The sequence below is a fragment of the Amycolatopsis sp. NPDC004747 genome, from assembly GCF_053601335.1.
The window spans coordinates 55,692-81,661 of the sequence record NZ_JBSGBQ010000041.1; the positions used below are offsets into that span (position 1 = coordinate 55,692).

Consider the following 25,970-nt stretch of genomic DNA (forward strand, 5'->3'; position numbering starts at 1 on the left):
TCCGAAAGGTTACCGGGTGAACCTGTGAGGCAGTCGTCAGAAGGCGAGCTGGACCAGGGCGAACGCGGCGAACCCGGCAAAGGCGAACCCGGCGCAGCGCTGGATCAGCTTCGGCCGGATCCGGCTGCGGATCTTCGCGCCGATGAACACGGCCAGCCCGGCGACCACGACGAGCGCGGTGAAGGCGCCGACGCCGACGGCGAACGGGTTGCCGATGCGGGCGGCGAGGCTGGCTGTCGCGAGCTGCGAGGCGTCGCCCCACTCTGCGGCGAAGAGCACGCCGAACGACGTCATCGCCGAGCGCGTGAAGGACGCCGGCGACGGGCCGGTGCGCGAAGCGTCTTCGCCTGCTTCGTCGGCTTCGCTGAATCCCTCGCGGAGGAGCATGAAAGAGCCGACGCCGAACATCGCGGCGACCACCAGCGAAAGAACGACGTCCGGTAACAACGTCAACACGCTGCCGAACGCGACCGCGATGACACATTGCACGGCGAACGCGGCGCACACCCCGGCGAAAACCGGCCAGCCGCGGAAACGGGTGGTCAGCACCAGGGTTGCGACGAGCGTCTTGTCCGGCAGTTCCACGGCGAGGACCAGGCCGAACGCGCTGATCAGCGCCACCATCGCGGCAGTCATGAGATTTCTTTCGCCCCTTTCACTGCAACGATAAAGGGGCGTTCAGTAAAACCGCAAGCTGATGGCTGGTGCGAATTTGACTGATCGGCGGCCATGAATTTGACACCTCGGGGTGGCACACAATTTTCTTCGGTGCACCGAATTTCCGGTTGTGGCCTGCGGTAGGTTCACCGGCATGGGGTCACTGGCGCGTGCTGCGCAGGTAGAAGAGGTCATCCGCCGGCTGGAGGCGCACTACGTCTTCCCGGACGTCGCCGCGAAGGTCGCGAAGGTGCTTCGCACACGCCTGGACGAAGGCGCGTACGCGGACCTCGGCGAGGCGGAATTGGCGACGGCCGTCACCACCGACCTCCAGTCGGTGAACGACGACAAGCACCTGCGGCTGCGTCACCACCTCGACCCCGTCGCCGTCGACGGTGACGCGGAGCACGCGTCCGAGGACTTCCGGCGCGCGGGCGAGCTGGAGAACTTCGGCGTCGCGGCGGTGCGCCGGCTGCCGGGCAACGTCGGCTACCTCGACACGACCATGTTCTACCCGATCGACCTCGCGGCCCCGGCCTTCTCGGCGGCGATGACGCTGGTCGCGCCGGCCGACGCGCTGCTGATCGACGTCCGGCGCAACCGCGGCGGCGATCCGGAGACCAGCGCGTTCCTGCAGAGCTACCTCGTCGACGAGCGGACCCACTACCTCGACTTCTACGAGCGCGACGGCGATCGCGTGACCCAGATGTGGACGCTGCCGTACGTCCCGGGGCCGAAGGTCGGCGGGACCAAGCCGATCTGGGTGCTCACCGGTCCGGTGACGTTCTCCGGTGGCGAGGACCTGGCCTTCTCGCTGCAGCGGCAGGGCCGCGCGAAGACCGTCGGCGAAGTGACGCGGGGCGGCGCGCACCCCTGCGACCGGTACAAAGTGGACACCTACCTGGACGTGACCGTGCCGATCGCCCGCTCGTACGACCCGGAAACGGGGGAGAACTGGGAGGGCGTCGGCGTGACGCCGGACATCGCGGTCGACGCGGACAAGGCGTTCGACACCGCGTACGCGCTGGCGCTGCGGCACGTCCTCGAGCTGGGGGACGCGGGCCCGCGGCGGGTCGTGGCCGAGGAGGCGCGGAAGGCGCTCGACCAGCTGTAGTCACCCGGGACGTTGGTCCTGGCCCGGACGGGACCAGTTGATCTGGCTGGTCCCCCGGGCCGGGGGGCAGGCTGGACCACGTGGAGGTCCTTGAGCTAGCGCGGTGGCAGTTCGGCATCACCACCGTCTACCACTTCCTGATGGTCCCGCTGACCATCGGGCTGTCGATCCTGGTCGCGGCGATGCAGACCGCTTGGGTCCGCACCGGCGAGCTGCGGCACCTGAAGATGACCAAGTTCTGGGGCAAGCTGCTGCTGGTCAACTTCGCCATGGGCGTGGTGACCGGGATCGTGCAGGAGTTCCAGTTCGGGATGAACTGGAGCGCGTACTCCCGCTTCGTCGGCGACGTCTTCGGCGCGCCGCTGGCGATGGAAGGGCTCGTCGCGTTCTTCGTCGAGTCGACGTTCCTCGGCCTGTGGATCTTCGGCTGGGACCGGCTGCCCAAGAAGGTGCACCTGGCGTGCGCGTGGGCGTTTTCGCTGGCCACGATGGCTTCGGCGTACTTCATCCTGGCCGCGAACTCGTGGATGCAGCACCCGGTGGGCGTGACGTTCGAGAACGGCAAGCCGACCATGAACTCGATCTGGGCGGTGCTGACGAACAACACGGCACTGGCCGCGATCCCGCACACCCTGGCCGGCGCGTTCTCGGTGGCGGCGGCGTTCCTCGTCGGTGTCGCGGGCTGGCACCTGTGGCGCAAGCGTGCTCATGAAGACGTCTGGCGCTCGTCGCTGCGGCTCGGCGGCTGGGTCGGCGTGGCGGCGTTCGCGGTCCTGGCGATCACGGGTGACACGCAGGGCAAGCTGATGTTCGAGCAGCAGCCGATGAAGATGGCGTCGGCGGAAGCGCTGTGCCACACGGAAAAGCCGGCGAGCTTCTCGATCATCGCGATCGGCGACGTCTCGGGCGCGAACTGCGAGGACGTGAAGACGTTCAACGTGCCCGCGCTGCTGTCGTTCCTGGCGCACAACGACTTCACCACCGAGGTCAAGGGCGTGGAGAACCTGGTCACGGAGTACCAGGCGAAGTACGGCACGAACTACCCGGACGACCCGGCCCTGGGTTCGCTGGCGGGCAAGCCGATCGACTACGTGCCGAACCTGCCGGTGACGTACTGGGGCTTCCGCATGATGATCGGCTTCGGCGCGGTCTCGGCGGGCATCGGCCTCCTGGCCCTGTGGCTGACCCGCCGCGGCCGCATCCCGGGCAGCCGCTGGTTCCCCTGGCTGGTGCTGGGAGGCATCGCGACGCCGTTCCTTGGCAACAGCGCGGGCTGGATCTTCACGGAGATGGGCCGTCAGCCGTTCGTGGTGGCGCCCAACCCGACCGGCGTGGACGGCGTGTGGATGTTCACCGCCCAGGCTGTTTCCCGCCTCACGACGGGCGAGGTCTGGACCTCCCTGATCGCCCTGACCACGGTGTATGCCGCCCTCGGCGTGGTGGAGCTGTACCTGATGCGCAAGTACATCCGCGGCGGCGTCGACGCGGTGATGCCTCCGAAGAAGGACTCCGACGAGGCCGAGGGCGACACGCTCGCCTTCGCGTACTGAGGAGGTCGAAATGACAAAACCGCAGCTCAGCGGCTGTGCAGCAGTACCAGACTTCTCAAGAGCAGCCCCCGCCCTTCCCGGGGGGCGTCCCCGAACCCAGTGTATCGGGGTGGTCACTCTCGCGGGTTACCCACAGCAAATCTGTGGACAACTCGACCCGTTGTGGATAACTCACGGCCACCGGGTCGCGGGGAGCCCGAAGCGTCCGACCGGTGTGGTAGGTGCCCGATGACCCTGGAAATCGTCTGGTTCGTCGTCATCGCCTTCTTCTGGCTCGGCTACCTCTTCCTCGAAGGGTTCGACTTCGGCGTCGGCATGCTGCTGCCCGTCCTCGCGAAGGACAACACCGAGCGGCGCGTCATGGTCAACACCATCGGACCCGTCTGGGACGGCAACGAGGTGTGGCTCATCGTCGCCGGCGGGGCCATGTTCGCCGCCTTCCCCGCCTGGTACGCCGGGCTGTTTTCGGCCGCCTACCTGCCGCTCCTGCTCGTGCTGCTCGCCCTCATCGGCCGCGGCGTCGCCTTCGAGTACCGCGGCAAGGTCGACTCCGACCGCTGGCGGCGCAACTGGGACCGCGTCATCGTGACCGGCTCCTGGATCCCGCCGCTGGGCGTCGGTCTCATCCTCGCCACCACCGTCCTCGGCCTGCCGCTGGACGCCGACGGCAACCGCGCCGGCTCCGCGTTCGCCGCCGTCCGCTGGGACACCCTGCTCGGCGCGGTCGCGATCGCCGCCTTCTCGATCGCCCACGGCGCCGCCTTCCTCGCCCTCAAAACCAGCGGTGACCTGCGGGAACGCGCGCGCACCCTGGCGCTGAGGCTGCTGCCCGTCGCCATGGTGCCGATGGTCGCGTTCCTCTCCGTCGTCCAGTGGCGCTCCGGCACGCTGTGGACGTTGCTCGCGTTCGGGATCAGCGCCGTCGCCGCGGCGGTCGCCTGGCTGCGGCTGCGCGCCGACCGCGACGGGCAGGCGTTCGCCGCGCTCGGCGTCGTCATCGCCGGGGCCGCGGTGGTCATGTTCGGGTCGCTGTTCCCGAACGTCCTGCCGTCGACCCTCGACGTCGCCAACACCCTCACCATCGAGGGTGCCGCCTCGAGCCCGTACACGCTGACCGTGATGACCTGGGTCGCCGTCTTCGGCGCCCCGGCCGTGCTGATCTACCAGGGCTGGACGTACTGGGTGTTCCGCAGGCGCATCGGCACCCAGCACATTCCGGCGGTCCACGCACCATGAGCAAGCTTCCCGGGCGCGCAACCCTTCTCGCCTCGGAGTCCACAGTGGACTCAGCGCGGCCGGGAAAGGGCCCGCTCGGCGCATTGCCGGCCCTCGTGCCTGCCGTGCGCCGGGCGCTGGCCCTGGTGGGCTTCCTGTCGTTCGTCAACGCCGCCGCGCTGGTGGCACAGGCATTCCTGCTCGCCGACGTCCTCGCGGCGATCGTCGGAGCAGGTTCCGGGGGACGCACCGCCCAGCTGGCCGCGCTGCTCGCGCTCGTCGCGACGCGCGCGCTGACCGGCTGGGCGGTGCGCACGGTCTCCGCCCGCGCCGCCGCGACGGCGCACCGCGAACTGCGCGCGAAAGCCGTGGACCACGCGCTGCGCCTGGGCCCCGAGTGGATCGCGCAGCGCGGCCACGGCGAGCTCACCGCGCTCACCACCCGCGGCCTCGACGCGCTCGACGCCTACTTCCGCGAATACCTCCCGGCCCTGGTGACGGCGGCCGTCGTGCCCCTCGGCGCCGGCGCGGCGATCCTGTTCGCCGACTGGCCGTCCGGCGCGATCGTCGCGCTGACCGTGCCGTTGCTGCCGGTGTTCGCCATCCTCGTCGGCAAGTACACCGCCGACCGCGTCGCCGGCGCGACCGACGCGACGCACCGGATGTCCGAGCGGCTCCTGGAGCTCGTGCGCGTGCTGCCGGTGCTCACCGCGTTCCGCCGCGCCGCCGCGCAGGCCGAGACGGTCCGGCGGCTGTCCGAACGTCACCGCCGCGCGACGCTCAAGACGTTGAAGGTCGCCTTTTCCTCGGCGTTCGTGCTCGAACTGGTAGCGACGCTGTCGGTGGCGCTGGTCGCGGTGGTGATCGGCGTCCGGCTCGCCGGCGGGCACCTGCCGCTGGCCATCGGGCTCGGCGTGCTGATCCTCGCGCCGGAGTGCTACCAGCCGCTGCGCGCGGTCGGCGCCGCGTTCCACGCCAGCGAGGACGGCGTCGAAGCGGTCCGGCGCGTCGCCGACCTGCTGGTGATCCCGGTGCCTGCCGCCGGGACCGCGGTGCCGGCGCGGGGCGAACTGCGCGTGTCGTCCCTGCGCGTCGCGCGGCGCGGCGGGTTCGCACCGGACGGCGAGTCGTTCGCGGTCCGGGCCGGCGAGACGGTCTGGCTCCGCGCCCCGAGCGGCGGCGGCAAGTCGACGACGCTCTCGGCCCTGCTCGGCTTCGTCCCGGCGCACGACGGCGCCATCACGGTCGGCTCGACGGACCTCGCCGACGCCGACCTCGTGCGCTGGCGCGAACAGGTCGCGTGGGTCCCGCAATCGCCGGTGTTCACCGGCGGGACGGTCCGCTCGGAAGCCGGCCCGGACGCGCCGCTCGCCGAACTCGGGCTGGCCGGGCTCGAGGACCGGCCCGTTTCCCAGCTGTCCGTGGGCCAGCGTCAGCGCGTCGCCGTCGCCCGGGCGCTGAACCGGGTGCGCCACGGCGCCTGGTTGCTGCTGCTCGACGAGCCGACGGCCCACCTCGACGAGGCAGGCGCCCGCCTGGTGCTCGACGCGGTGCAGCGCGCGGTCGACGACGGCGCCGCGGCGATCATCGCGGCCCACGAGCGCACCGGGGCGGTCGACCTGCCGCCCGAGGTCGCTCCCGCCACCGCGACGTCCACTGTGGATACTGCGTTTTCGCCGCTGAGCCGGCGCGCGCTCCTCGACGGCCGGCTCTTCGGCGGCGCCGCGCTGGGCGCGCTCGCGCTGCTGGCCGGGGTGGCGCTGACGGCGACGTCGGGCTGGCTCATCGCCAAGGCGTCCCAGCAGCCGCCGATCCTGACGTTGACGGTGGCGGTGGTCGGCGTCCGCGCGTTCGGCCTCGGCCGCGCGGGCCTGCGGTACGTCGAACGGCTGGTCACGCACGACGCCGCGTTCCGCATCGCCGGCCGCGTCCGCGTGCGGCTGTGGAATTCGCTGGTCCGGCTCGGACCGGCACGCGGCCTGCGCGCGGGTGAGGGCCAGCGCCGGCTGGTCGCCGACGTCGACACCGTGCGCGACCTCCTGCCGCGGGTGGTGTCGCCACCGCTGGTGGTGGCGCTGGTCGCGGCCGGAGCGATCGCCGTGCAGACGTGGGTGCTGCCGCCGGCGGGGTTGGCGCTCGCGGCCGCGGTGGGTCTCGGGCTGTGCGCGCCTTGGGTCGCGCTGCGGGTGGAGCGCCGGGCGACGTCGGCGCTGGCGGACGGCCGCCGTGAGGTGGCGTCGCGAGTCCTGGTGCTGTTCGAATCGGCGGCCGAGCTGCTGGCGTTCGGGAAGGCGGCCGGTCACCGCCGCGCACTCGCGGACGCCGACACCCGCTTGGTGACGCAGGCCCGCCGGCAGGCGTTCGGCGCGGGCGCGGCGGAAGCCCTGGTCACGCTGGCCTGCGGAGCGGCGATGGTGGTCAGCACGGCGTTCGCCGCCCAAGCGGTCGCGGGCGGGCGGCTCGACCCGGTCCTGGCACCGCTGCTGGCCTTGGTGCCGCTCGCGCTGGCGGAGGTGCTGGCGCTGCTCCCGCCGGTGGCGCAGCACTGGGACACGCTGCAGAGCGCGCGCCGCCGTCTCGCCGACGCGCCGGAAGTGCCGACGCCGCCGGTTCCGGGGACGGGGGTCGCGCTGCGCGGCGCGGACCTCGGCTGGCCGGGCGGCCCGCTGGTGCTGCACGACGTGAACGTGGATCTCGCGCCGGGCACCTACGCGGCGGTGGTCGGCCCGAGCGGGGCGGGCAAGTCGACGCTCGTCGCCGCGTTGCTGGGATTCCTCACGCCGCGGCGTGGCGAGGTCGCGGTCCCGGAGGCGGTGGCGTGGGCCCCGCAGGAGCCGATGCTCGCGGCGACGACGATCGCCGAGAATCTCCGCCTGGCCGACCCGACGGCGACCGAGGAGGAGCTGCGCGCGGCGTTGCGCGGCGCGGCGCTCCGGGAGCTGTCGACGGACACGCTGCTCGGCAGCGGCGGCAGCGGACTGTCCGGCGGCCAGGCCCAGCGGGTGGCGCTGGCGCGGGCGCTGCTCGGGGCGCCGTCGGCGGGGTTGGTGTTGCTGGACGAGCCCACCGCGCACTTGGACGAGGCGACGGCCCAGGCGGTGCGCGCGCACCTGCGGGAGGCGCTGGCGGGCCGGACGGTGGTGCACGTGACGCACCTCGCCGAGGAGGCGGCCGGAGCGGACGTGGTCCTCGAGGTCCGCGACGGGCGGGTTGTCACGCGGGTGCCGGTGCCGTGATCGATTTCCCCTGTGTCCTTGGCGCGCCGCCACCGCGCCGCGCGATAATGACGGAACTCATGGATCCGACGCTTGCCGCGCGGGCACTGTCCGCAGCCACCGAGATCACGAGCACCGCCCTGTCCGGCGACGACCCGGGAGCGGTGCTGGACACGGTCGTGGCACGAGCGGCCGAACTGGCCGACGCCGACCTGGGGCTGGCGATGGTGAGCACCGAGGACGGCCGGGTGGTGGTCGAGGCCGCGCATTACGCGACGCCCGCCGAGCCGAACACCGGCTCCGCCGCGCTCGCCGCGCTCGCCGGCGATGCGCGCCCCACGGGTTCAAGTGGCCCGGAATCAGCTGCGCCCGCCGACTCCAGCGCGACCGTTGGGGACTTCGACGGCCCGGAGTCACCTCCGCCCGGCGCCTCCAGCGCGACCGGCCCGGCCGCGCCTGCCGGCGATGCGCGCCCCGCGGGGGCTGGGACACGTCCGCTCGGCAGCTCCGGCGTGACCGGCCCGACCCCGCCTGCAGGCGATGCCCGCCCCGCGGGGGCTGGTGCCGCTGCCGGGGAGTCGCTGCGGGGGCTTGCCCTTCCCGCCGACTCCGCGGCTGGGCAGGTGGCTCGTGGGGGCGAACCCGTCTCCAGTGAAGACTTCACCGTCGATCCGCGGACCGCTCCCTTCGTGCCCGCCGAGCTGCATGGCTATGGGCCCTTTGCCGCTGCGCCGTTTGGGTCTGGGGGGCGGGTTCTCGGGTCGCTCACCGTCTACCGGAAGCGGGGGCGGGAGCCCTTCTCCGCCGGGACCGTCGAGATGCTCGTTGCCTTCGCCGCCCAAGCCGGGGTTGTCCTTGCCCTTGCCGAAGGCGCCAACGCACGCCACCGTGTTGCCCTCTACGAAGAGCGGGAGCGCATTGCCCGGGAGCTGCACGACGTCATCGTCCAGCGGCTCTACGGTGCCGGGATGCAGCTGGACCGGGTGCGGCGCAACATGCGCAAGCGGTTCGCCCAAGCCGATGGGGCTCGGCTTTCCGACGCCATCGACCAGCTCGACCAGACCATCGAAGAAATCCGTGGCACCGTGCGCGCGCTCAGGTCACCGGAGCCTCGCCACGACACCGGCACGCCCACCGACCTCGCCGAGTCGGCGCGCGGCGAGGTTCGCATCGCCGGCGAGCTGCTCGGCTACCCGCCGACCCTGGAGCTGTCCGGCGAATTCGCCGACATTCCCGCGGAACGCGCCGACCACATCCGCGCGGCGCTGCGCGAAGCACTGTCCAATGTGGTCCGGCACTCCGGCGCCAGTGAAACCCGCGTGACGCTGACCAGGGATTCCGGCGGCGTCAAACTCCGCGTCCGGGACAACGGTTCCGGCGTTCCCCAGGGCGTCGCCACCCGCGGTCTGCGTCATCTCGCCGAACGCGCGGACGCCGCGGGCGGGAAGTTCTTCCTGAACTCCTCACCCAGCCTCGGCACACTCGTCGCGTTCGACCTGCCGCTCGACTGATCCCTGCTGCGACTCATCCTTCTCGGGTCATCCAGCCTCCCTTCCACGCCCTCGGCGATGATCTTACCGGCTCGTCGAACATATATTCGACTCACTTCCGGGTGAATCTCTACCTGAAAAGGCGTGGCTGACCGTGACGAAACCCTAAAAAGGTCGCAGCGAACGGCGGATTGCGGCCGCGCCGACCACTCCGGCCGCGCCAACCACCGAGCCGTGCCGAACGCGCCGAACGAACCCGCCGTTACTTCTCGCGCCGCGCGATCCAGGCGGCCGCCTGCGTCCGCCGCTGCATGCCGAGCTTCGCGAGCACCGACGTGACGTAGTTCTTGACCGTCTTCTCCGCGAGGAACAACCGCTCGGCGATCTCCCGGTTCGACAGCCCCTGCCCGATCAGCTCGAGCACGTCCCGCTCGCGCTCGGTGAGCGTCGCCAGCTCGTCCGTCGGCGGGTGCCGCATCTTGTCCAGCACGCGCGCGGTGCTCACCGGGTCCAGCAGCGACCGGCCGGCCGCCACCTCGCGGACCGCGTTCACCACGTCCTGCCCGCGCACCTGTTTCAGCAGGTAGCCCGCGGCACCGGCCATGATCGCGCCGACCATCGCCTCTTCGTCGTCGAACGCGGTGAGCATCAGGCAGGCCGGCGGGTTCGGCTTCGACCGCAGTTCGCGGCAGAGCGTGATGCCGTCGCCGTCGCCGAGGCGGACGTCGACCACCGCGACCTCCGGCTCGACGTGCATCGCCACTGCCAAGGCCTCTTCGACGCTGCTCGCTTCGGCGACGACCTCGATGTCGGGCTCGTCGCCGAGGAGGTCGCGCAGGCCGCGGCGGACCACTTCGTGGTCGTCGACGAGCAGTACCTGGATCGGCATACCCCGAGGTTACGGGGTGCGCGGGCACCGCGGTGGCGGCCGGTCGGCACCGTCACACGTGAATTACCTCAAAGGTGTGACCGCGGGCCCGTAACATTCCGGCCGGTATGCATTCCTGTCTCATAAAACCGCAGGTCGAAGCGGAACCGGTGAAGAATCACCAATCGCGTCGCTCTTCGTGGAGTGCTGGCATTCCCGGAATTGCGGAATCGTCCGTAACGGCACCGACGAGGCCGCGATAGTAACCACGCAATCGCCCCGGATCCCGTTCGGAAGGAATTCCGTTGTCCCTGTTTCGCCGTGCCTTGACGACGGCTGCGGCCGTCGCCGGGTTCGCTCTTCTCGGCCCCGTCCCCTTCGCCTCCGCGCAGCTCTCGACGCCCTTGACCGGCGACCTGGACTGCAAGAACTTCCAGTACCAGGAGGAAGCCCAGGACGTCCTCGACGCCACCCCGGGCGACCCCTACCACCTGGACGACGACAAGGACGGAATCGCCTGCGAAGCCCTCCAGCACCGGCCGAAACAACCGGCCACCACCACCTCGGCGGCGGAACCGACGGACAAGGCGGAAAAGGCGGCCCCGAAGACGGCCACCAAGAAGCCCGCCGGCCCGGGCCACCAGGTGAAGGTCAAGCCGGTCGGCGGCGTCGCCACCGGTGGCGGTGAGCCGGACGACGAGGTGCCCGGCTTCCTCGTGCTCAGCGGCACGCTGCTCGCCGCGACCGTGTCCGGCGGGATGGTGCTCTACCTGCGCCGGCGCCCGAGTTGAGGCACCCGCGCCTGTGGCCCGCGGTCACGGCGGTCGTCGCCGCGCTCGGCGTGGTGCTGGCCGTGGCCCTCGTCCTCGTCCTGTCGCCGAAGGCGCCACAGGAGGTCGCCCCGCCGAGCCCGGCCGCCACGAACCCGGCGGGCACCGCCAGCATCGCGCACTCCGCGGCAACGACCGCCGACGGCCTCCCCGCGGCGAAGCCGGCGTCCCTGACCATCCCGGCGATCGGCGTGCGGGCCGAGGACATCAAGGACCTCGGCCTCACGCCGGACGGTGCGCTGGAAGTCCCGGGTGACGCCACGACGGTCGGCTGGTTCACCGGCGCGCCGTCGCCCGGCGAGGCCGGCCCGGCCGTGCTGGCCGCGCACGTCGACTACAAGCACGTGCCCGGCGCCTTCGCCCGCCTCAAGGACCTGCGCGCCGGCGAGCAGGTCAGGGTCGGCCGCGCGGACGGCCGGATCGCCGTGTTCACCGTCTACCGCGTCGACCGCTACCCGAAGGCCGGCTTCCCGACCGACGAGGTCTACGGCGACACCCCGGATCCCGAACTGCGGCTGATCACCTGCGGCGGGGCGTTCGACCGGGAGAGCGGCAACTACCTCGACAACGTCGTGGCCTACGCGAGGCTCACCGCCGTCGAGGCCTGAGCCAGCTCGATCCCCGCCAGCTCGAGCCGCCGGTACGTGCGTTCCCCGAGCGACCAGACGTCCAGGACCTCGCCGTCGAGCTCGGGGTAGGCGATGACGAGGTGCTCGCCGCGGTACGCGATGTCGACCGGCAGCCCGGCTTCGAGCTGCCAGCAGAGCTGTTGCTGCCGCGGCGTGAGCCGGCCCGCGTAGCGGTCGCTCATCGCCCGCGCGAGCTGCCCGCGCAGCAGGACCGGGCCGCTCGGCGGCGCGGCCAGCAGCCGCTCGGCGTGGCCGGCGGGATCGGGTGGCAGCTCGCCGGGCTCGGGGTCGCGGACGGCCACCGTCGGCTCGGCCTGGTCACGCGCGGGGAGCACGACGCTGCCGTCCGCGGCGTGGCGGGTCGGCGCGTAACCCGCTTCGCGCAACGCCTCCAGCGTGCGAGATGCGTCCACAGTGGACGTCAGCACGGTCGGGGCCACCGCACGCAGGCCGAGCTTGGCCAGCTTGCGGTGCGCGGCGAGCTCGGCCAGCACCGCGGGTTCGCCGACGACGACGCTCGCGACGTCGATCACCTGCGCCTCGCCGTGCCGCCGGGCGACGTCGTTGACCAGGTACTCCAGCGGTTGCGGCAGGTCACCCGCGGCGACCGCACGCAGGTCGTCGAGCAACCCGGCGGTGGTGGCGCCCTGGTCGAACGCCCGCCGCACGGACGACGGCGAGAACCGCCAGCTGGTCGCGGTGCCCTGTGCTTCGCGGTCGGCGACGCGGTCGAGCAGCGCGGCGAGCCGCGCGTCGGGCGAGCCCGGGACGATCGCGGTCAGGTCGGTGCCGAACAACGCCGTCGTGCGCGCCCGGGAGACCAGCTCGTCGGTGACTTCGACGAGCCTTTCCGGGGCGAGCAGGGCGCGTCCGGCCGCGGTCGCCGCGCCGTGCGCGAGGACGCCGAGCAGTTCCGCCTCGGCGAGCGCGTCCCGGACGTGCCCGGCCAGGTCGTCGGTCGGCAGCATCGGCGCGTGCCACTCGGCGAGCCGGGTCAGCGCGGCCACGTCGAGCGCGTCGCCGGGCGCGAGCCGCGCCGGCAGCCGCACGACCAGGCGGCGCACCAGCGCGTCGACGTCGACCTCGAACTCCGGTGGTGCCGGGTCCCACCAGGTGGTCAGCAGCAGGCGGTAGAGCAGGGCGGGCGACGGCCGGGCGAGGTCCGGGTCGGGCGCGAGAGTGGGCGCGGGTGCCTTTTGGCCGCGGCGGGGCGGCTGCGGCTCGTCCGCCAGCAACAGCCCCGCCTGCGCGGCGAGGTCGATGGCCAGCTCGATCTCCGCCGGGGTGGCCCCGGTGTCCTTGGCGAGCTTCTTGACCAGCCGCGCCCCGATCGTGCCGTCCTTGAGCAGCGGCAACGGTTCCGCGGCCGCCAGGTCGAGCACCGCCGACACGCGGTCGAGCAACCGCAGCGCGGCCGCCGCCGACGTCGCTTCGGCCGCTTCGGCACCGGTGTGGGTGACGGCGTACTCGGGTTCCACCGGGGTGAACGGCAGCTGGTGGTCCGGGCCGCGCAGCGCCAGCGACACCTCGATCGGCATGGTGACGGTGCCGAAGTAGGTCCCGAACAGGAAGCCGTGGTCGAACGCCCAGCCCGCCGGCGCCACGCCCTCGACCTCGGGAACGCCGCCGGCCATGTCCAGCAGCAGTTTTCGCGTCTGTTCCGGCGCGGCGGCGAACAGCTCGCGGACGCGCTCGCCGTCCCGGAAGAAGCGGACGAGCTCGGGTTTCCGTGCGGTAGCGGGCAGGCCGAGTGCCTGCGCGAGCTTCGCCAGCCGGGTCGTGCCGAGTTCCTCGAGCACGCCGGCGACGGGCCGGCCGAGGCCTTCGGCGCCGAAGCCGGTGCGGTGCAGCACTTCCGGCAGCGTGATGCCGTCCTCGTCCCGCCACAGCAGCGCGCGGTCGGCGAGCTCGTCCACATAGGACTCGACGTCGGCGGCGCCGAGCAGCCGGGCGACGTCCGCGGCGGGCGCCGGCCGCCGCCCGATCGCGTAGCAGAGCTGGACCGCCCGCAGGACCTGCACCAGCGGCAACGGCAACGCGAGCAGCGCGGCATCGACCGACTCGGCCGAGGCGAGCCGCGCGGCGACGACGTCCAGCCGCCGCGGCCACGGCTCGTCCAGCACGTCCGGCCGGTGGGCCAGCACCTTCGCCAGCGCGTCCGTGTCCAGGCCCGCGAGCCTGCCGAGCAGTTCGTCGGCGGTCGTCATCGGCCCAGGCTAGATCACCGCTCGCAGGCGACGCCGTCACCGTCGCGGTCGAGCCCGGACCGGTAACCCGGTTCGCCGCGGTACAGCGGTGCCGCGCCGGCGGCCTTCGCCTCGGAGCAGTTCGCGTAGTAGGCACTGCGGGCCGGGGCTTCCTCGGTGGGCTCCACGGGCGGCGGCGGGGGAGCCGCCTTGGTGGCCGGGGTCGGCTTCGGGGCGGGCTTCGGCGCCGAGGTGGGCGTCGGCACCGGCACCGGCGTGGGTGCCGGCGCGGGCGCGTCGACGGTCCCGTTGCACGGCGGTCCCCACAGGCCGCCGGCGGCGGCCTTCGCCGCGGTTTCGGCGGCGGCGAGCGCGGGCGACGCGGCGCCGGCCGCGTACTTCAGATAGCCCTTTTGAATCGCCAGCGTCGCGTAGTCCTGCCCGTCGGGCAGGGTCAACGCAATACCCTGCGCGGTTTCCGCGCCGAGTGTGACGGCTTTGCCGGAAAGCGTCGAAGTGGCCCAGCCGAGTGATTCCGCCGCGTAGCAACCGGTGTCGGCGACCGGGGCGAGCACGCCGAGGACGTGCACCGTTTTGCTGGTCCCGTCACTGCCGACGACCACGACGGTCGCCCCGTCCGTCACGGTGCCGACGGTGTAGGTGACGACCACCGGCGTCGGCGTCGGGGACGCAGTCGTGCTGGTGGGCGGGGGTGTCGAGGACACCGGAGCGGCGGCGGTCGTGAGCTTCGGCTCGGGTGCCTCGCCGAAGACCGCGCCGAGCACGAACAGGACCGCGAACGCGGCCAGGACGATCTTCAGCCAGTTCGGAAAGCGCTTCTTCGGCTGCATGCGGGATTTCCTCGTTCCTCGAGCGATGTGCCGACGGTGTACTCGGGAAATCTCCCGCCGTCGTTACGCGCCGGCTCGTGATCGACCACCAGTCGTTATCCGGCGGAATGTTGCCGTTACGATCACGTCACGAACCACGCGTGCACGCCGAAAAGGTGTCACAACGGCGGAACGGGAAACGACCTGCGGACGTGATCGAATCCCTCCCGCTGCTGGCCGACGGCGGCCACCCGGCCCGCGGCCTCGACTTCACCGCACTGGAAATCCGGACCACCGGCCTGCGGCCGGGGCGGATCGTGGAGCTGGCCGCGGTGCGCGTCCACGCCGACGGCTCCCTCGCCGGCGAGCTGTCGACGCTGGTGAACCCCGGTCCCGGGGTGCTGCCCGGTCCGGCGCTGGTGCACGGCATCACCCGCGGCGAACTCGACGGCGCGCCGTCGTTCGGCGAGGTGCTGGGGCCCCTGCTCGACCTGTGTGCCGGCAGCGTGGTCGTGGCCCACGACCTCGCGTTCGCCGACGCGTTCCTCGACACGAGATCGGCGCCCTCGGGATCCGGATGCCCGTCCTGCCGGGCGTTTCGGCGACGGCGGCCGCCCGGTCGGTGCTGCCGCTGCCGAACTACCGGACGGCCACCGTGGCGCACGCGCTCGGGGTGCCGACCGGGCCTTCGGCCCGGTCGGGGGCGAGGACGACCGCCCGGCTGGCGACCGTCCTGTTCGGGCGGTACGGCCTGGGGTTCGCGACCCCGCCGGTCTTCCCCGGCCTGCCGCGGCCGGCCGGCGGCCGGCTGCTGCCCCGAGCCGAAGAACGGCTCGCCGAGCCGGGGTGGATGGCCGAGGCCGTCGAGCGGATCCCCGACGGCGGGGCCGGGAACGCCTACCTGGACCTGCTCGCCGGTGCCCTCGCCGACCAGCGCCTGACGGCCGACGAGGTGACGGCCTTGGCCGCGTCGGCGAGCGAGGCCGGGTTGTCCGCCGCGCACGTGCGGGCGGTGCACGAACGGCTGGTGACCGCGCTGCGGGAGATCGCGGAACGGGACGGCGTGGTGACCGCGGCGGAAGCCCGCGAGCTGCGGCAGGTGGCGACCGCGCTCGGCGTCGCCGGCGCCGGTGACCTGCGGCCGACCGCGGGCGGGAAGCCGACTCGCGTGCTGGTGCTCGGCACCGGCGTCGCGGCGGACCGGCTGCGGGCGCGGGTTCTCGCGGAAGGCGTCCAGCTGGCCAAGAAGCTGACCGCGAGCGTCACGCACGTCGTCGCCGACGAGACCGTGTCCGCGAACGAGCCCCGGTTGACGCGAGCCGCCGAGCTGGGCGCCGTGCTGCTCGACGCCGGTGCCGCCCCGGTCGCCCTCGGTTTCGAGCCGCCGCCGTCCGCGCCCGCGGTGCCCGCCGCGAAGCCGAAGCTCGTCGGCGGGCGGATCCTGATGGGGATCGGGCTGCTGCTGATGTTCATCGTCGTCGTCGCGATGTTCGGGGGGACGCCGGTGGGTGCCGGGATCTTCTTCGCCGTGTTCGGAGTCGGGGCGCTGCTCGGCGGCTGGTGGCTTGCCGAGCCCGCGGCGCGCTAGCCGTGCTTGCCCACCTGCGCGCCGGCTGAGCGGGTCCGGTTCACTGGTCACATGGCAATTCCGGAGCTCGCGCTGCGGCAGATCGAACGGTGGTGCGCGCAGCGCGTCCCCGAGCACCTCCAGGACCGGATCCGCGTCGAGTGCCGGACGCGGGGCCGCGCGGTGACCATCGTCGAACGCCGCGCGCCGTGGTCGCCGCAGGCCGGGCCCGAGTGGACCGAGCAGAAGATCGCGCAGCTGCGGTTCGACGAGTTCGGCATCTGGTCGGTCTGGTGGGCCGACCGCAACGGGCGGTGGCTGAGCTACCCGGACGCGCCGGTGGCCAGCACGCCGCCCGCGCTGCTCGCCGAGATCGACCGCAACCCCGGCGGCGTCTTCTGGGGCTAGGCCGGCGGCGGGAAGCGGACCTCGTTGCGGTCGATCTTCGCGTGCGCGGCCGCGGCCAGGTCGACGCCCAGGCGGTCGGCCAGCTGCAGCAGGTACAGCGTGACGTCCGCGATCTCGTCCAGCACCTCCGCCTCCAGCGCGGGGTCCTCGCGCCACGCGTCGGACTCCTCCGGGGTGAGCCACTGGAACAGCGAGGTCAGCTCGCCGACCTCGCCGGAAAGCGCCATCACGAGGTTCTTCGGGGTGTGGTACGGCTCCCAGGCGCGGGCCGCGGCGAAGCCACGCAGGCGCTGGGTCACGTCGTCGAAAGTCACGGGCGCGATTTTGCCCTCGTCGTCACAGTCAGCTAACGGCCGTATGGCGGACTGCCGTTGACCGGTGAATCTCTCACTCAATAGGTTGAATACCGTCGGGATGCTTGCGGGGACCAAGGCAGGGAAGGGAACGTCTTGAAGTACCTGCGATCCGTCCGCGGCCGCATGCTGGGCATCGCGTTCATCCCCGGCGGCGCGCTCGTCGCCGTGGCTGTCGTGATCGCGATTCTCCTGATCCACCAAGCGGTTCGGACGCGGGACATGGCCGTGAACACGGCGGCCGCGGCGGACCGGACGGCCCGCGCGGTGGTCGCGCTGCAGGCCGAGCGGAGCGCGGCGATGGCCGCGCCCGAACAGCGGAGCGCCGCGTACGCGACGTACACCCAGCGGATCGAGTCCGCCATCGCCGGTCTGCGCGAATACGCGCGCCACGCGCCGGACGCCGAGTCCGTCTACCAGCAGACGACCGCCGTCGAGCTGCTTTCCGTCGCCGAAGGCATGGATCGCTCCGATTCCCTCGCTCTGGCCGGGCTGGACAACGTCACGCGGGGCTCGTTCACCTCCGCCGTCGCCTCCTACCGGGCCGAGCTGGCCCGGGTCGTCCCGCAGCTCACCGAGAGTGGCCGGATGGCGTACGAGTCGCTCACCCGTAGCGCCGAATGGAGCAGGCTGGCCGCGGTCGAGAACGCTTTCACCGCCGCCGAACCGCTTCCGGTCCCGGAGCCCACGTGGCGCAGCGCCGCCTACGCCGTGTCCGGACAGCTCGGCCTGCTGTACACGCAGCAGAGCCAGTACGCCGTGCAGCTGACGCTCGACGACGGCCGCCGCACGCTCGCCGGCGCGCTCGCGGCGGGGACGGCGCTCCTGCTGTTCGCCCTGCTCCTGATGGTGGTGGTCCGGCGGCTGGTGGCGCGGGTCCCGGTGCCGGTCGTCCCGATCATGGTGCCGACCGTGGGCGCGGCCATCCCGCGACCCCGGCACGCACGGTCACGAAGGCCGGGGCTTCCGGATCCCTGGCCGCTGAAAGCCGTGTTCGACGACTTGCGACGCCGATGAGCCGGTCACGAAGGGTCACTGATTACTCCGAAAAGAGCACGCGGTTGGCCCACACGCGTGCTGGCGCGCGTCGGGCAGACTGGTGCGCGTGAGTCCCCACTCGGATCTCCGCCCCTACCTGCGCACTTTGGACGCGGAGACGCTGGCGGACCTGCTCCACGCCCAAGCCGAGCGCGATCCCGAGCTGCGGCATTCGCTCGAACTGCGCGCGGCCACCCAGTCCGGTGACGTCAGCGAGGCGCACCGGCTCCTGGACACCGCGGTGACCGACGGGAACGTCGAGTACACCGCGAAGGTCGGCGCGGTCCTCGACACGCTGCAGCGGATGCTCGACGCCGGCAGCCGCGCCGACCTGGCCCCGCTGGCCCGGCGCACGGTCGACGACATCAGCGAGGTGCTGGAGCAGTCCGGCGACCACGCCGGCGACCTCGCCGACCGGCTGGACCGGGCCGTGGAGCTGTACGCCCGCGCGTGCGCCGCCCGGCCGCCGGACCCGGAGAAGCTGGCCGACTGGATCCTCGAGGTCGAGTTCGACGGCCCCGGCCGCCCGGTGATCGACCTCGCCGAGTTCGCGACGGCGCTGGGCGAGCCGGGGCTGAAGCGAATCAAGTCCACTGTGGACGACGTACTCGCGGCGAACGGGCCGGGCCACCGCCGCGACGTGGCCGAACGGCTGCGCGAGCAGCTGGCCGAGGTGCTCGGCGACGTCGACGAGCTGGTGGCGATCCTGTCGGCCAAGCCGCCGCGGGTGGACGTCAGCCTCAAGATCGTCCGGGTGCTGCGGGCGGCCGGGCGGCACAGCGAGGCCATCGCGCACGCCGCCCGGGCGTTGACCCACGACAAGCAACCGCCTCCGCCGGAGCCGGAAAGCGGTACCTCGCGGCGTCGCAAGGACTTCGACGCCAACCCGGGGCAAGAGACGTTCGCGGCTCTCCGCGAGGCCGCGACGGCCGACGGGAAGTGGACGGTCCAGCGCCGGGAAGCGCTCGCTCGCCTGCGCGAACGTGCCGGCGAAGGTGCCGAACAGGCCGACGAGCTGGTCCGCGTGCTGCTCGGCGACGGCCGTCCGGACGAAGCCTGGCGCGCCTGCGTGCGGTTCGGCGCATCGCCGGAGCTCAAGCTCGAGCTGGCCGAGCAGCGCGCGGCCGAGCACCCGGCCGAGACGATCCCGGTCTTCCGCGAACACGTCGACGAGCTCATCGAGCGCAAGGACCCGCAGGCGTACCAGGAGGCCGCGCGCCGGCTGAAGCTGTTGCGCACCTTGCACAAGCGCGCCGGGACGCCGGACGAATTCACCGCCCACCTGGCCGCGCTGGTGGAAAACCACCGGCGGAAAACCCGCCTCATCACGGAAATCCGGGCCGCCAGGATCGCGCTCCCGAAACCCGTAACCTCCTCCCGCACCCCTCGTTGACCCGGGAGAACCGGTGATACACGTGCACCGGGACATCGTGAGCGCGCCAGGCGTCGCGGTGGCCCAGTTCCGTCGCCCCGGCTCGGCGCCTCCCCGCCGGGCCCGCGGCGGGACCCGCGCCAGGGCCACCGCGACCCGTTCGCGGTGAGGTGAAAACATGAGGCCATGAGCCCGGTCAGTCGCGCCCGCAAGAGGCAGCCGCAGCCCGTCACGCACAGCGTGACCGGCCTGTTCAAGGACGTCCTGAACGACTTCTCGGCGCTGGGCGCCGACCCCGCGCCGGTCGACGTCGAACTGCTCGCCTCCGAAGTGCTCGGCCAGTTCCGCGACCTGCCCGTCGAGGACGGCGAAGAGCCGCTCGGCCTGGAGCTCATCGCCTTCGCGCAGCGCAAGATCACGCCCGGCGCCGCCGCGCTGCTGGCCGCGTTGAAGGTCGTCGCGGAGACCGACGTCGAGCGCAAGGCCGCCGACGCCGGGCTGCAGGTCGTCCTCGGCCGCGGCATCCCCGAGCCCGCCTTCGCCACCGGGCTGGGGCAGGTCACCGCCGGCGAGTGCTGGCGCACCGGCGACGTCTACGGCGACGAGTCGTCCCTGCTCTGCGTCTTCGCCCACGGCGACCAGGCGTACGGCCTGCTCGCGCTGCTCGACTACACCGAGGGTGGCCGGGTACGGGACCTCGTCGTGATCGACGGGCCGGCCGATGTCGTCGCCGAGATGCGCGAGCAGTCCGACGCCGACCCGGAGCTGGTGCTCTTCGAGGCCGTCGACCCCGCCGAGGCCCACCGCCTGATCGCCGACGGCCTCGCCGCCACCGACCACCTCGACGAAGCCGACGTCAGCGAGGACTACGCGCGCTTCCACGCGGTCGCGCTCACCTGGTGCCGCGCGCTGCCGGAGCCCGCGCTGGTGCCCGAGGTGGCCGAGTGGTCCGAAGCCGAGCGCGCCGCCGTCGTCGAGCAGTTCGTCGCGGCGAGCGGTGAGGACGCCGATGCCGCCCGCGCGATCGGCAGCCTGCTGCTGGAGCACGGCCTGCGCACCGACCCCGGCAACCCGCTGCGCGTCGGGCCCGAGAAGATCGCCCGCTTCCTCGAGGGCCTGCTCGGCGAGGAGTACGAGCTCGACGCCGACCACGAGGACGCCGTCGAGCCGGTCGTGCTGGCCTGGGTGCAGTGGACGGGCGAGCGGGCGCACCTGACCGAGACCGCCATCGCCGCCCTCGACGAGGCCGTCCAGGACTACCTCAGCGAGTACGCCGACGACGACTCGCCGCTGGAGCGCTACTTCGCCGACACCGACGACCTGTCCCCGACCGAGCTCGCCGACGCGCTGGAGCGCCGGATGTTCGCGGTGCCCTCGACGACCACCGAGATCGACGAGGAAGAGGTCGACCTCGACCCGAAGGATCCGGAGCAGCGCCGCGCGCTCGTCATCGCCGAGGCCGACGAGGACGAGGAAGAGCAGCGGCTGATCCTGCGCGCGACGATCGTCGACCAGCTGTGGGACAACGAGCCCGCCGAGGTCTGGCCGGCCGTCGAGCGCCTCCAGGAGGGCGAACTCGACCGCGACGAGATTTTCGAACAGCTCATCGACGCTCTGGAAAACAGCCTGCTCGACGCGGAAAACCTCGAATACGACGCCGACGCCTACCTCGAGGCGCTGGCCGAGCTCTGACGGCTCAGGGGAGGGGGCCTGCCGGTTCGGCGGGCTTTGCCTTGCGGCGGCGCTCCTGGAGCCGGTCGTCGAAGTCGACGGCGAACGTTCCGGCGGCCATCGCGATCAGCAAGACCAGACCGAGCACCGCACCGACCCACGTGAGGACCATCGTGAACATCGTGGGCCTCCTCCCCAGCTCAGAGCCGTTTTCCTGACTTCTTCAGGGTCGCTTTCACAAGCCGCCGGGGGTATCGGCCAACCGGTTACGGCTGAACGGCCCGCCTCGGCCGAACGGCCGGTTTCCGGCGCGGAGAGTCGCGATCGCGCGACGAATCGTGGCCGCGCACTCGCTCAGCGTGCGAATGCGCGGCATGTGGGTGACGAGGTGCGTGAGCGGGTCAGAGCTTGCGCAGGCGGACCCGGTTGATGGCGTGGTCGCAGTCCTTGCGCAGCACCAGCGTCGCCCGCGGCCGGGTCGGCTTGATGTTCTCCATCAGGTTCGGCTCGTTGATCGAGTGCCACAGGTGCCGCGCCTCGGCGCGGGCCTCGTCGTCGGGCAGGCCGGCGAAGTGGTGGAAGTGCGACGCCGGGTCGGCGAACGCCGTGTGCCGCAGCTCCAGGAACCGCTCGATGTACCAGCGCTGGATGTCGTCGGTGTGCGCGTCGACGTAGATCGAGAAGTCGAACAGGTCGGACACCATCAGCCGCGGCCCCGGCTGGAGCACGTTCAGGCCCTCGACGATCAGGATGTCCGGCTGCTGCACCACCTGCTCCTGGCCGGGCAGGATGTCGTAGGCCAGGTGCGAGTACACCGGCGCGGCCACCCGCTCGGCGCCCGACTTGACCTCCGTGACGAACCGCAGCAGCGCGCGGCGGTCGTAGCTCTCCGGGAAGCCCTTGCGGTGCATGATCCCGCGCCGCATCAGCTCGGCGCGCGGGTACAGGAAGCCGTCGGTGGTGACCAGGTCGACGCGGGGGTGGTCGGGCCAGCGGGCGAGCAGCGTGCGCAGGAGGCGGGCGGTGGTCGACTTGCCGACCGCCACGCTCCCGGCGATGCCGATCACGAACGGGACCTTCGTGCCGCGGGAGTCGTCACCGAGGAACGTCGTGGTCGCTTCGTAGAGCCGCTGGCGCGCGGCGACCTGGAGGTTGATCAGGCGGGACAGCGGGAGGTAGACGTCGGCCACCTCGGCCAGGTCGACCTGCTCGCCCAAGCCGCGCAGTCGCAGCAGCTCGGCCGCCGTCAGCGGCAGCGGCGTCGAACTCCGCAGTTCTTTCCATTGTTCCCGGTGCAGCTCGACATACGGGCTGAGTTCGCGGACCCGGGTCATCGCACACTCCTCCGGCCGTCGCCTGCACTGGCGGACGTTCACCTGCCTGGTCAACGGTAGGGCTTGCGGCCGGTTAAAGCGCTGTGATGTAGTCCACCCCCTAACCGGGGTTGATCACCCAGCGTCACGATTTCCGAAGACCTCGGACCAGGCCGCGGCGACCTGCCGGGCACAGGTCGCGGGGGCGACGCCGCCGACGCCGGTACCGAGCCCCGGCATCGCGATCGTCTCGACGAACTCCCGCACCGGGCCGTGGTCGAGCCGGCCGTCGCGCCAGGTCAGGAACACCGCACGGGCGGCGAGGTACGGGTGGACGGTGTCGGCGGGCAGCCGTTCGCCGGGCTCCCGCATGGTCGGCGCGCTGATCAGCCACTCCGGCTCGGCCTCGCCGGTCGGCACCACCACGGCGTCGCCGATCGGCAGCTCGCCGCCGTGGAAGGCCAGGACAGCGCTGCGCACGCTCTGCTCCACGCCCGGGAACGCCTGCGCGTAGACGGCGTCGATGCCGCCGCGCATCCAGCCGTAGGAGTTGGCCGGGCTGACCACAGCCTGTGCGACGACGTCGAGCACCGACCCGCGGTGCACCCGGACCCGGCCGGCCAGCTTCTGCGCGGCGGCGGTCCAGGCATCGGCGAGTGGTTCATCGACGGCGCACAGCACCAGCTCCGGTGCGCGAGGGGCGACCGGCGGCTTGGCGCCCTCACGTCCGGCGTGCGTGCCCGATTCGGCGGTCACGCCCTCAGCATCGCAAAAAATGCCACCCGGCGTAACCGGTTCCCGTACCGGCTGTCCGAGTGAATGTCGCCACGGCCAGGCCCCGTAGCCTGGGAGCTGTGTCACGGATCGCATACTTCGGCCCGCAGGGGACCTTCACCGAACAGGCCGCGCGGGTGCTCGCCGCCGGCGAAGAACTGATCCCGGTCGAGACCGTCCGGCTCGCGATGACGGCCGTCCGCAAGGGCGAGGCGGACGCGGCGTGCGTCCCCATCGAGAACTCCGTCGAAGGCGTGGTGCCCGCCACGCTCGACGCGCTCAGCGAGTCGACCCCGCTGGTCGCGGTGGCCGAGACCATCCTGCCCATCCACTTCAGCGTGCTGACCCGGCCCGGGACCGCGGAGATCCGGACCGTCGCCAGCCACCCGCACGCGCTGGCGCAGGTCCGCGAGTGGCTCGAGACGAACCTGCCGGACGCGCGCGCGGTGGCGTCGTCGTCGACGTCCGCCGCCGCGGTCGGTGTGCTCGAAGGCGACTTCGACGCGGCGGTCTGCGCGCCGGTCGCCGTCGAGCACTACCCCCTCGAAGTGCTGGCCACCGAGGTCGCCGACGTCACCGACGCGGCAACGCGGTTCCTGCTGGTCAGCCCGCCCGGCGACCTGCCGGAGCCCACCGGCGCCGACCGGACGTCGGTGGTCGCCGCGGCCGCGAACCGCACCGGCACCCTCGCCGAGCTGCTCACCGAGCTGGCCAGCCGCGGCATCAACCTGACCCGGCTCGACGCCCGGCCGACGCGCAGCAACTTCGGCGAGTACCGCTTCTTCATCGACTTCGAGGGCCACGTGGCCGAGCCGCGGGTGCTCGACGCGCTGACGGCGCTGCGCCGGCACTGCCGCAACCTCCGGTTCCTCGGCTCGCACCCGCGTGCCGACGGGACCCGCACCACGATCGAGCCCGGGTTCGGCAACGACGACTTCGTCGAAGCGGCGGTGTGGGCCGACGCCGTCCGCAAGGGGGACCTGGCGTGAGGCTGCTGCTCATCCGCCACGGGCAGACCGACGGGAACGTCCGTGGCGCGTTGGACACCGCCCTGCCCGGCCCGCCGCTGACCGACCTCGGCCGTCGGCAGGCCGACGCGCTCGCGGCGCGGCTGGCGGAGGAGCCGCTGGTCGCGGTGTACGCCTCGCAGGCGACCCGCGCCCAGCAGACGGCCGCGCCGCTGGCCGCGCGGTTCGCGCTGGACGTGCAGGTGGTCGACGGGGTGCACGAAGTCGTCGCGGGTGACCTCGAAGGGGCGACGGACCACGCGTCGATCCGGACGTACATGGAGACGGTCCGGCGCTGGACGCTCGGCGAACTGGCGCCGTCGCTGCCCGGCGGCGAGAGCGGCACGAGCGTGCGCACCCGGATGCTGGACGCGGTCGGCCGGCTGCGCGCCAAGCACGAGCAGGCCGACCCGGACGGCGTGATCGCACTGGTCAGCCACGGCGGCGCGATCCGGCTCGCCGCGGAGTGGCTGGCGCCGAACGTGCACGCGGACGTCGCCAACGCGGCGCTGATCCCGAACACCGGGCTCGTGGAGCTGACGGCCCGGCCGGACGGCGAGTGGCGCTGCCTCACTTGGGTGGACACGCCGCTCTGAAGGTATCGAACGTGTGATCCCGTCACGTTTAGAACACGTTTGGTGGGGAATTTACGAAAGCAGCCAACCCGCCCGCGACCCGGTGCGTCTACCTCGTAGCACCACACCAGGGAGGCGATTGACATGAAGCTTTCACGGTTGTTCCCGGTCGTCGCGGCTTCGGCGGGCGTCCTCGCGCTGTCCGCCTGCGGCGGTGGCGGCACCACGAACGCGGCGAGCAGCTCGACGCCGTCGACCCCGACGTCGCCGACCGCGACCACCACGGTCACCACCGCCACGCCGACCACCGGCTCCACCCCGGCCGAGCCGCCGTCCGCCCAGCCGGCGGACAACGGGCTGTGCAAGTCCGGGGACGTCAAGCTCGCGCTCGGCCAGGGCGACTCGGGCGCCGGCTCGACGTACCGGCCGCTGCTCATCACGAACGCCAGCGGGAAACCCTGCACCATCCAGGGCTTCCCCGGCGTGTCCTACGTGGCCGGTGCGGACGGGCACCAGGTCGGCAAGGACGCCTTCCGCGAAGGCACCAAGGGCAACGCCGTCAAGCTGAACCCCGGCCAGACCGCGGCCGCCGACATCCAGTTCGTCAACGTGCGCAACTTCGACCCGGGCACCTGCGAACCGACGCCGGTCAAGGGCCTGCGCATCTACATGCCGCAGGAGACCGCGTCGAACTTCGTGCCGAGTGACGGCACCGGGTGCGCGAGCACGAAGATCCCCGGCAACCAGCTCGCGGTGAAGACGGTCCACCCCGCCTGACCACCCTCGACGGACGGGCTTCGCCCGGCGGTTCAGATCCGGCCGCAGATCTCCTTGGCTTCGGTGAGGTGCCGCTGTCCGGAGATGTCGTTGAAGTGCAGGCTGAGCACCATCCGGCTGACGCCGTCGATGTGGTCGGCCAGCGGCTGGTAGTTCGCGTTCACCTGGGCGGCGGCCGCGGACAGCTCGCGCGCGGCCATCATCCGGTGCAGCCGCTCCGAGCTGAGGCTCGGTGTCAGCGACGGCTGCGCGTCGCGGCTCGTGTCGGGCAGCTCGCCCACGCGGTCGAGCGCCTGGCACGCCGCGACGGCGTCTTCGAGCGCGCCCGCGTGCACTCCGGACAGTCCCCAGAGGAGCCCCAGCACGCTGCCGCCCAGCACGAACCCGGCCACCGCGCACAGCACGAGCAACCGGCGTGACGGCGGGGGCGGCTTGGGCTCGGCCTCCTCCGAAGGCTCGTCGAAGTCGGGATCGGCGTCGGTGCCGGTTCCCGGGTCCACGGTGCGCATGACCTGCCTCCTCACCACCTGG

General features: G+C 72.4%; 24 protein-coding genes and 1 pseudogene. 16 read left to right on the plus strand and 9 right to left on the minus strand.

Features of this window, described 5'->3' with window-relative positions; genetic code table 11:
- Positions 1 to 36: 36 nt before the first annotated feature.
- Positions 37 to 624 (minus strand): TMEM165/GDT1 family protein, encoded by a 588-nt coding sequence (locus ACWEGE_RS41130; protein ID WP_449665937.1) that lies wholly within the window; start codon positions 622 to 624, stop codon positions 37 to 39.
- Between the two features lie 187 nt (positions 625 to 811).
- Between ACWEGE_RS41130 and ACWEGE_RS41135 the strand changes: the two genes are divergently transcribed.
- The 5 genes from ACWEGE_RS41135 to ACWEGE_RS41155 all read left to right on the plus strand — a co-directional run bounded on the left by ACWEGE_RS41135 (position 812) and on the right by ACWEGE_RS41155 (position 9,262).
- A complete protein-coding gene (locus tag ACWEGE_RS41135) occupies positions 812 to 1,771 on the plus strand; it encodes a S41 family peptidase (RefSeq protein WP_449665909.1) in 960 nt (319 codons plus the stop codon).
- An 80-nt stretch (positions 1,772 to 1,851) separates the two neighbouring features.
- A complete protein-coding gene (locus ACWEGE_RS41140) occupies positions 1,852 to 3,321 on the plus strand; it encodes a cytochrome ubiquinol oxidase subunit I (protein ID WP_449665910.1) in 1,470 nt (489 codons plus the stop codon).
- Positions 3,322 to 3,549: 228 nt separating this feature from the next.
- Positions 3,550 to 4,557, plus strand: coding sequence for a cytochrome d ubiquinol oxidase subunit II (gene cydB, locus ACWEGE_RS41145; RefSeq protein ID WP_449665911.1), 1,008 nt, complete (start codon positions 3,550 to 3,552; stop codon positions 4,555 to 4,557).
- Entirely contained in the window at positions 4,554 to 7,772 is a 3,219-nt protein-coding gene (gene cydC, locus ACWEGE_RS41150; RefSeq protein ID WP_449665912.1) for a thiol reductant ABC exporter subunit CydC, read from the plus strand. Before cydB ends, cydC begins: the two co-directional genes overlap by 4 nt.
- A 59-nt stretch (positions 7,773 to 7,831) precedes the next feature.
- A complete protein-coding gene (locus ACWEGE_RS41155; protein ID WP_449665938.1) occupies positions 7,832 to 9,262 on the plus strand; it encodes a histidine kinase in 1,431 nt (476 codons plus the stop codon).
- Between the two features lie 241 nt (positions 9,263 to 9,503).
- On the opposite strand, the gene ACWEGE_RS41160 is transcribed toward ACWEGE_RS41155, so the two are convergent.
- Positions 9,504 to 10,130 (minus strand): response regulator, encoded by a 627-nt coding sequence (locus ACWEGE_RS41160; RefSeq protein WP_410562524.1) that lies wholly within the window; start codon positions 10,128 to 10,130, stop codon positions 9,504 to 9,506.
- A gap of 284 nt (positions 10,131 to 10,414) precedes the next feature.
- Between ACWEGE_RS41160 and ACWEGE_RS41165 the strand changes: the two genes are divergently transcribed.
- Positions 10,415 to 10,900 (plus strand): excalibur calcium-binding domain-containing protein, encoded by a 486-nt coding sequence (locus ACWEGE_RS41165; RefSeq protein WP_449665913.1) that lies wholly within the window; start codon positions 10,415 to 10,417, stop codon positions 10,898 to 10,900.
- Positions 10,897 to 11,547 (plus strand): class F sortase, encoded by a 651-nt coding sequence (locus ACWEGE_RS41170; RefSeq protein ID WP_449665914.1) that lies wholly within the window; start codon positions 10,897 to 10,899, stop codon positions 11,545 to 11,547. The genes ACWEGE_RS41165 and ACWEGE_RS41170 overlap by 4 nt, the downstream gene beginning before the upstream one ends.
- Here ACWEGE_RS41170 and ACWEGE_RS41175 read toward each other — a convergent pair.
- Both ACWEGE_RS41175 and ACWEGE_RS41180 read right to left on the minus strand, forming a co-directional pair.
- Positions 11,517 to 13,775 carry a helicase-associated domain-containing protein gene (locus ACWEGE_RS41175; protein ID WP_449665915.1) on the minus strand — a complete coding sequence of 753 codons (2,259 nt, stop codon included), beginning with the start codon at positions 13,773 to 13,775 and terminating at the stop codon, positions 11,517 to 11,519. The genes ACWEGE_RS41170 and ACWEGE_RS41175 overlap by 31 nt on opposite strands.
- Before the next feature lie 14 nt (positions 13,776 to 13,789).
- On the minus strand, positions 13,790 to 14,605 hold the full coding sequence (locus ACWEGE_RS41180) for an excalibur calcium-binding domain-containing protein (protein ID WP_449665916.1): 816 nt from the start codon (positions 14,603 to 14,605) through the stop codon (positions 13,790 to 13,792).
- A gap of 107 nt (positions 14,606 to 14,712) precedes the next feature.
- On the opposite strand from ACWEGE_RS41180, the pseudogene ACWEGE_RS41185 reads away from it, so the two are divergent.
- The 3 genes and pseudogenes from ACWEGE_RS41185 to ACWEGE_RS41195 form a co-directional block, all read left to right on the plus strand.
- Positions 14,713 to 15,066, plus strand: a pseudogene (locus ACWEGE_RS41185) (3'-5' exonuclease); the annotation flags it as partial.
- Positions 15,067 to 15,161: 95 nt separating this feature from the next.
- Positions 15,162 to 16,172, plus strand: a complete 1,011-nt coding sequence (locus ACWEGE_RS41190; RefSeq protein WP_449665940.1) for a 3'-5' exonuclease — start codon at positions 15,162 to 15,164, stop codon at positions 16,170 to 16,172.
- 51 nt (positions 16,173 to 16,223) lie between these two features.
- Positions 16,224 to 16,559, plus strand: coding sequence for a DUF3024 domain-containing protein (locus tag ACWEGE_RS41195; protein ID WP_449665917.1), 336 nt, complete (start codon positions 16,224 to 16,226; stop codon positions 16,557 to 16,559).
- Here ACWEGE_RS41195 and ACWEGE_RS41200 read toward each other — a convergent pair.
- The gene (locus tag ACWEGE_RS41200; protein ID WP_449665918.1) at positions 16,556 to 16,873 is read right to left on the minus strand and encodes a nucleotide pyrophosphohydrolase; all 318 of its coding nucleotides are present in this window, start codon (positions 16,871 to 16,873) and stop codon (positions 16,556 to 16,558) included. The genes ACWEGE_RS41195 and ACWEGE_RS41200 overlap by 4 nt on opposite strands.
- A 135-nt stretch (positions 16,874 to 17,008) precedes the next feature.
- On the opposite strand from ACWEGE_RS41200, the gene ACWEGE_RS41205 reads away from it, so the two are divergent.
- The 3 genes from ACWEGE_RS41205 to ACWEGE_RS41215 all read left to right on the plus strand — a co-directional run bounded on the left by ACWEGE_RS41205 (position 17,009) and on the right by ACWEGE_RS41215 (position 21,014).
- Positions 17,009 to 17,929 carry a nitrate- and nitrite sensing domain-containing protein gene (locus tag ACWEGE_RS41205; protein WP_449665919.1) on the plus strand — a complete coding sequence of 307 codons (921 nt, stop codon included), beginning with the start codon at positions 17,009 to 17,011 and terminating at the stop codon, positions 17,927 to 17,929.
- 88 nt (positions 17,930 to 18,017) lie between these two features.
- Positions 18,018 to 19,343: a hypothetical protein gene (locus ACWEGE_RS41210; RefSeq protein WP_449665920.1), complete on the plus strand. Its 1,326-nt coding sequence runs from the start codon at positions 18,018 to 18,020 to the stop codon at positions 19,341 to 19,343.
- Between the two features lie 165 nt (positions 19,344 to 19,508).
- Positions 19,509 to 21,014 carry a hypothetical protein gene (locus ACWEGE_RS41215; protein WP_449665921.1) on the plus strand — a complete coding sequence of 502 codons (1,506 nt, stop codon included), beginning with the start codon at positions 19,509 to 19,511 and terminating at the stop codon, positions 21,012 to 21,014.
- Between the two features lie 4 nt (positions 21,015 to 21,018).
- Here the strand turns inward: ACWEGE_RS41215 and ACWEGE_RS41220 are convergent, their stop codons facing one another.
- The 3 genes from ACWEGE_RS41220 to ACWEGE_RS41230 all read right to left on the minus strand — a co-directional run bounded on the left by ACWEGE_RS41220 (position 21,019) and on the right by ACWEGE_RS41230 (position 23,062).
- Positions 21,019 to 21,174 (minus strand): hypothetical protein, encoded by a 156-nt coding sequence (locus tag ACWEGE_RS41220; RefSeq protein WP_449665922.1) that lies wholly within the window; start codon positions 21,172 to 21,174, stop codon positions 21,019 to 21,021.
- A gap of 220 nt (positions 21,175 to 21,394) precedes the next feature.
- On the minus strand, positions 21,395 to 22,327 hold the full coding sequence (coaA, locus tag ACWEGE_RS41225) for a type I pantothenate kinase (RefSeq protein ID WP_360277318.1): 933 nt from the start codon (positions 22,325 to 22,327) through the stop codon (positions 21,395 to 21,397).
- Between the two features lie 114 nt (positions 22,328 to 22,441).
- Positions 22,442 to 23,062 (minus strand): macro domain-containing protein, encoded by a 621-nt coding sequence (locus ACWEGE_RS41230; protein WP_449665923.1) that lies wholly within the window; start codon positions 23,060 to 23,062, stop codon positions 22,442 to 22,444.
- 98 nt (positions 23,063 to 23,160) lie between these two features.
- Between ACWEGE_RS41230 and pheA the strand changes: the two genes are divergently transcribed.
- The 3 genes from pheA (at position 23,161) to ACWEGE_RS41245 (ending at position 25,439) form a co-directional block, all read left to right on the plus strand.
- Complete coding sequence (gene pheA, locus ACWEGE_RS41235; RefSeq protein ID WP_449665924.1) at positions 23,161 to 24,069, plus strand: prephenate dehydratase; 909 nt, start codon at positions 23,161 to 23,163, stop codon at positions 24,067 to 24,069.
- Entirely contained in the window at positions 24,066 to 24,683 is a 618-nt protein-coding gene (locus ACWEGE_RS41240; RefSeq protein ID WP_449665925.1) for a histidine phosphatase family protein, read from the plus strand. Before pheA ends, ACWEGE_RS41240 begins: the two co-directional genes overlap by 4 nt.
- Before the next feature lie 117 nt (positions 24,684 to 24,800).
- A complete protein-coding gene (locus ACWEGE_RS41245) occupies positions 24,801 to 25,439 on the plus strand; it encodes a DUF4232 domain-containing protein (RefSeq protein ID WP_449665939.1) in 639 nt (212 codons plus the stop codon).
- Between the two features lie 32 nt (positions 25,440 to 25,471).
- Here ACWEGE_RS41245 and ACWEGE_RS41250 read toward each other — a convergent pair whose 3' ends face one another.
- Entirely contained in the window at positions 25,472 to 25,948 is a 477-nt protein-coding gene (locus ACWEGE_RS41250; protein ID WP_449665926.1) for a hypothetical protein, read from the minus strand.
- Between the last annotated feature and the right edge of the window lie 22 nt (positions 25,949 to 25,970).

Excerpts from the sequence above, each read along its gene's own strand:
- ACWEGE_RS41130 (WP_449665937.1), bottom strand. The coding sequence starts at position 624 with ATGGTGGCGCTGATCAGCGCGTTCGGCCTGGTCCTCGCCGTGGAACTG.
- ACWEGE_RS41135 (WP_449665909.1), top strand. The coding sequence starts at position 812 with ATGGGGTCACTGGCGCGTGCTGCGCAGGTAGAAGAGGTCATCCGCCGG.
- cydB (WP_449665911.1), top strand. The coding sequence starts at position 3,550 with ATGACCCTGGAAATCGTCTGGTTCGTCGTCATCGCCTTCTTCTGGCTC.
- cydC (WP_449665912.1), top strand. The coding sequence starts at position 4,554 with ATGAGCAAGCTTCCCGGGCGCGCAACCCTTCTCGCCTCGGAGTCCACA.
- ACWEGE_RS41155 (WP_449665938.1), top strand. The coding sequence starts at position 7,832 with ATGGATCCGACGCTTGCCGCGCGGGCACTGTCCGCAGCCACCGAGATC.
- ACWEGE_RS41160 (WP_410562524.1), bottom strand. The coding sequence starts at position 10,130 with ATGCCGATCCAGGTACTGCTCGTCGACGACCACGAAGTGGTCCGCCGC.
- ACWEGE_RS41175 (WP_449665915.1), bottom strand. The coding sequence starts at position 13,775 with ATGACGACCGCCGACGAACTGCTCGGCAGGCTCGCGGGCCTGGACACG.
- ACWEGE_RS41180 (WP_449665916.1), bottom strand. The coding sequence starts at position 14,605 with ATGCAGCCGAAGAAGCGCTTTCCGAACTGGCTGAAGATCGTCCTGGCC.
- ACWEGE_RS41190 (WP_449665940.1), top strand. The coding sequence starts at position 15,162 with ATGCCCGTCCTGCCGGGCGTTTCGGCGACGGCGGCCGCCCGGTCGGTG.
- ACWEGE_RS41195 (WP_449665917.1), top strand. The coding sequence starts at position 16,224 with ATGGCAATTCCGGAGCTCGCGCTGCGGCAGATCGAACGGTGGTGCGCG.
- ACWEGE_RS41215 (WP_449665921.1), top strand. The coding sequence starts at position 19,509 with ATGAGCCCGGTCAGTCGCGCCCGCAAGAGGCAGCCGCAGCCCGTCACG.
- ACWEGE_RS41220 (WP_449665922.1), bottom strand. The coding sequence starts at position 21,174 with ATGTTCACGATGGTCCTCACGTGGGTCGGTGCGGTGCTCGGTCTGGTC.
- coaA (WP_360277318.1), bottom strand. The coding sequence starts at position 22,327 with ATGACCCGGGTCCGCGAACTCAGCCCGTATGTCGAGCTGCACCGGGAA.
- ACWEGE_RS41250 (WP_449665926.1), bottom strand. The coding sequence starts at position 25,948 with ATGCGCACCGTGGACCCGGGAACCGGCACCGACGCCGATCCCGACTTC.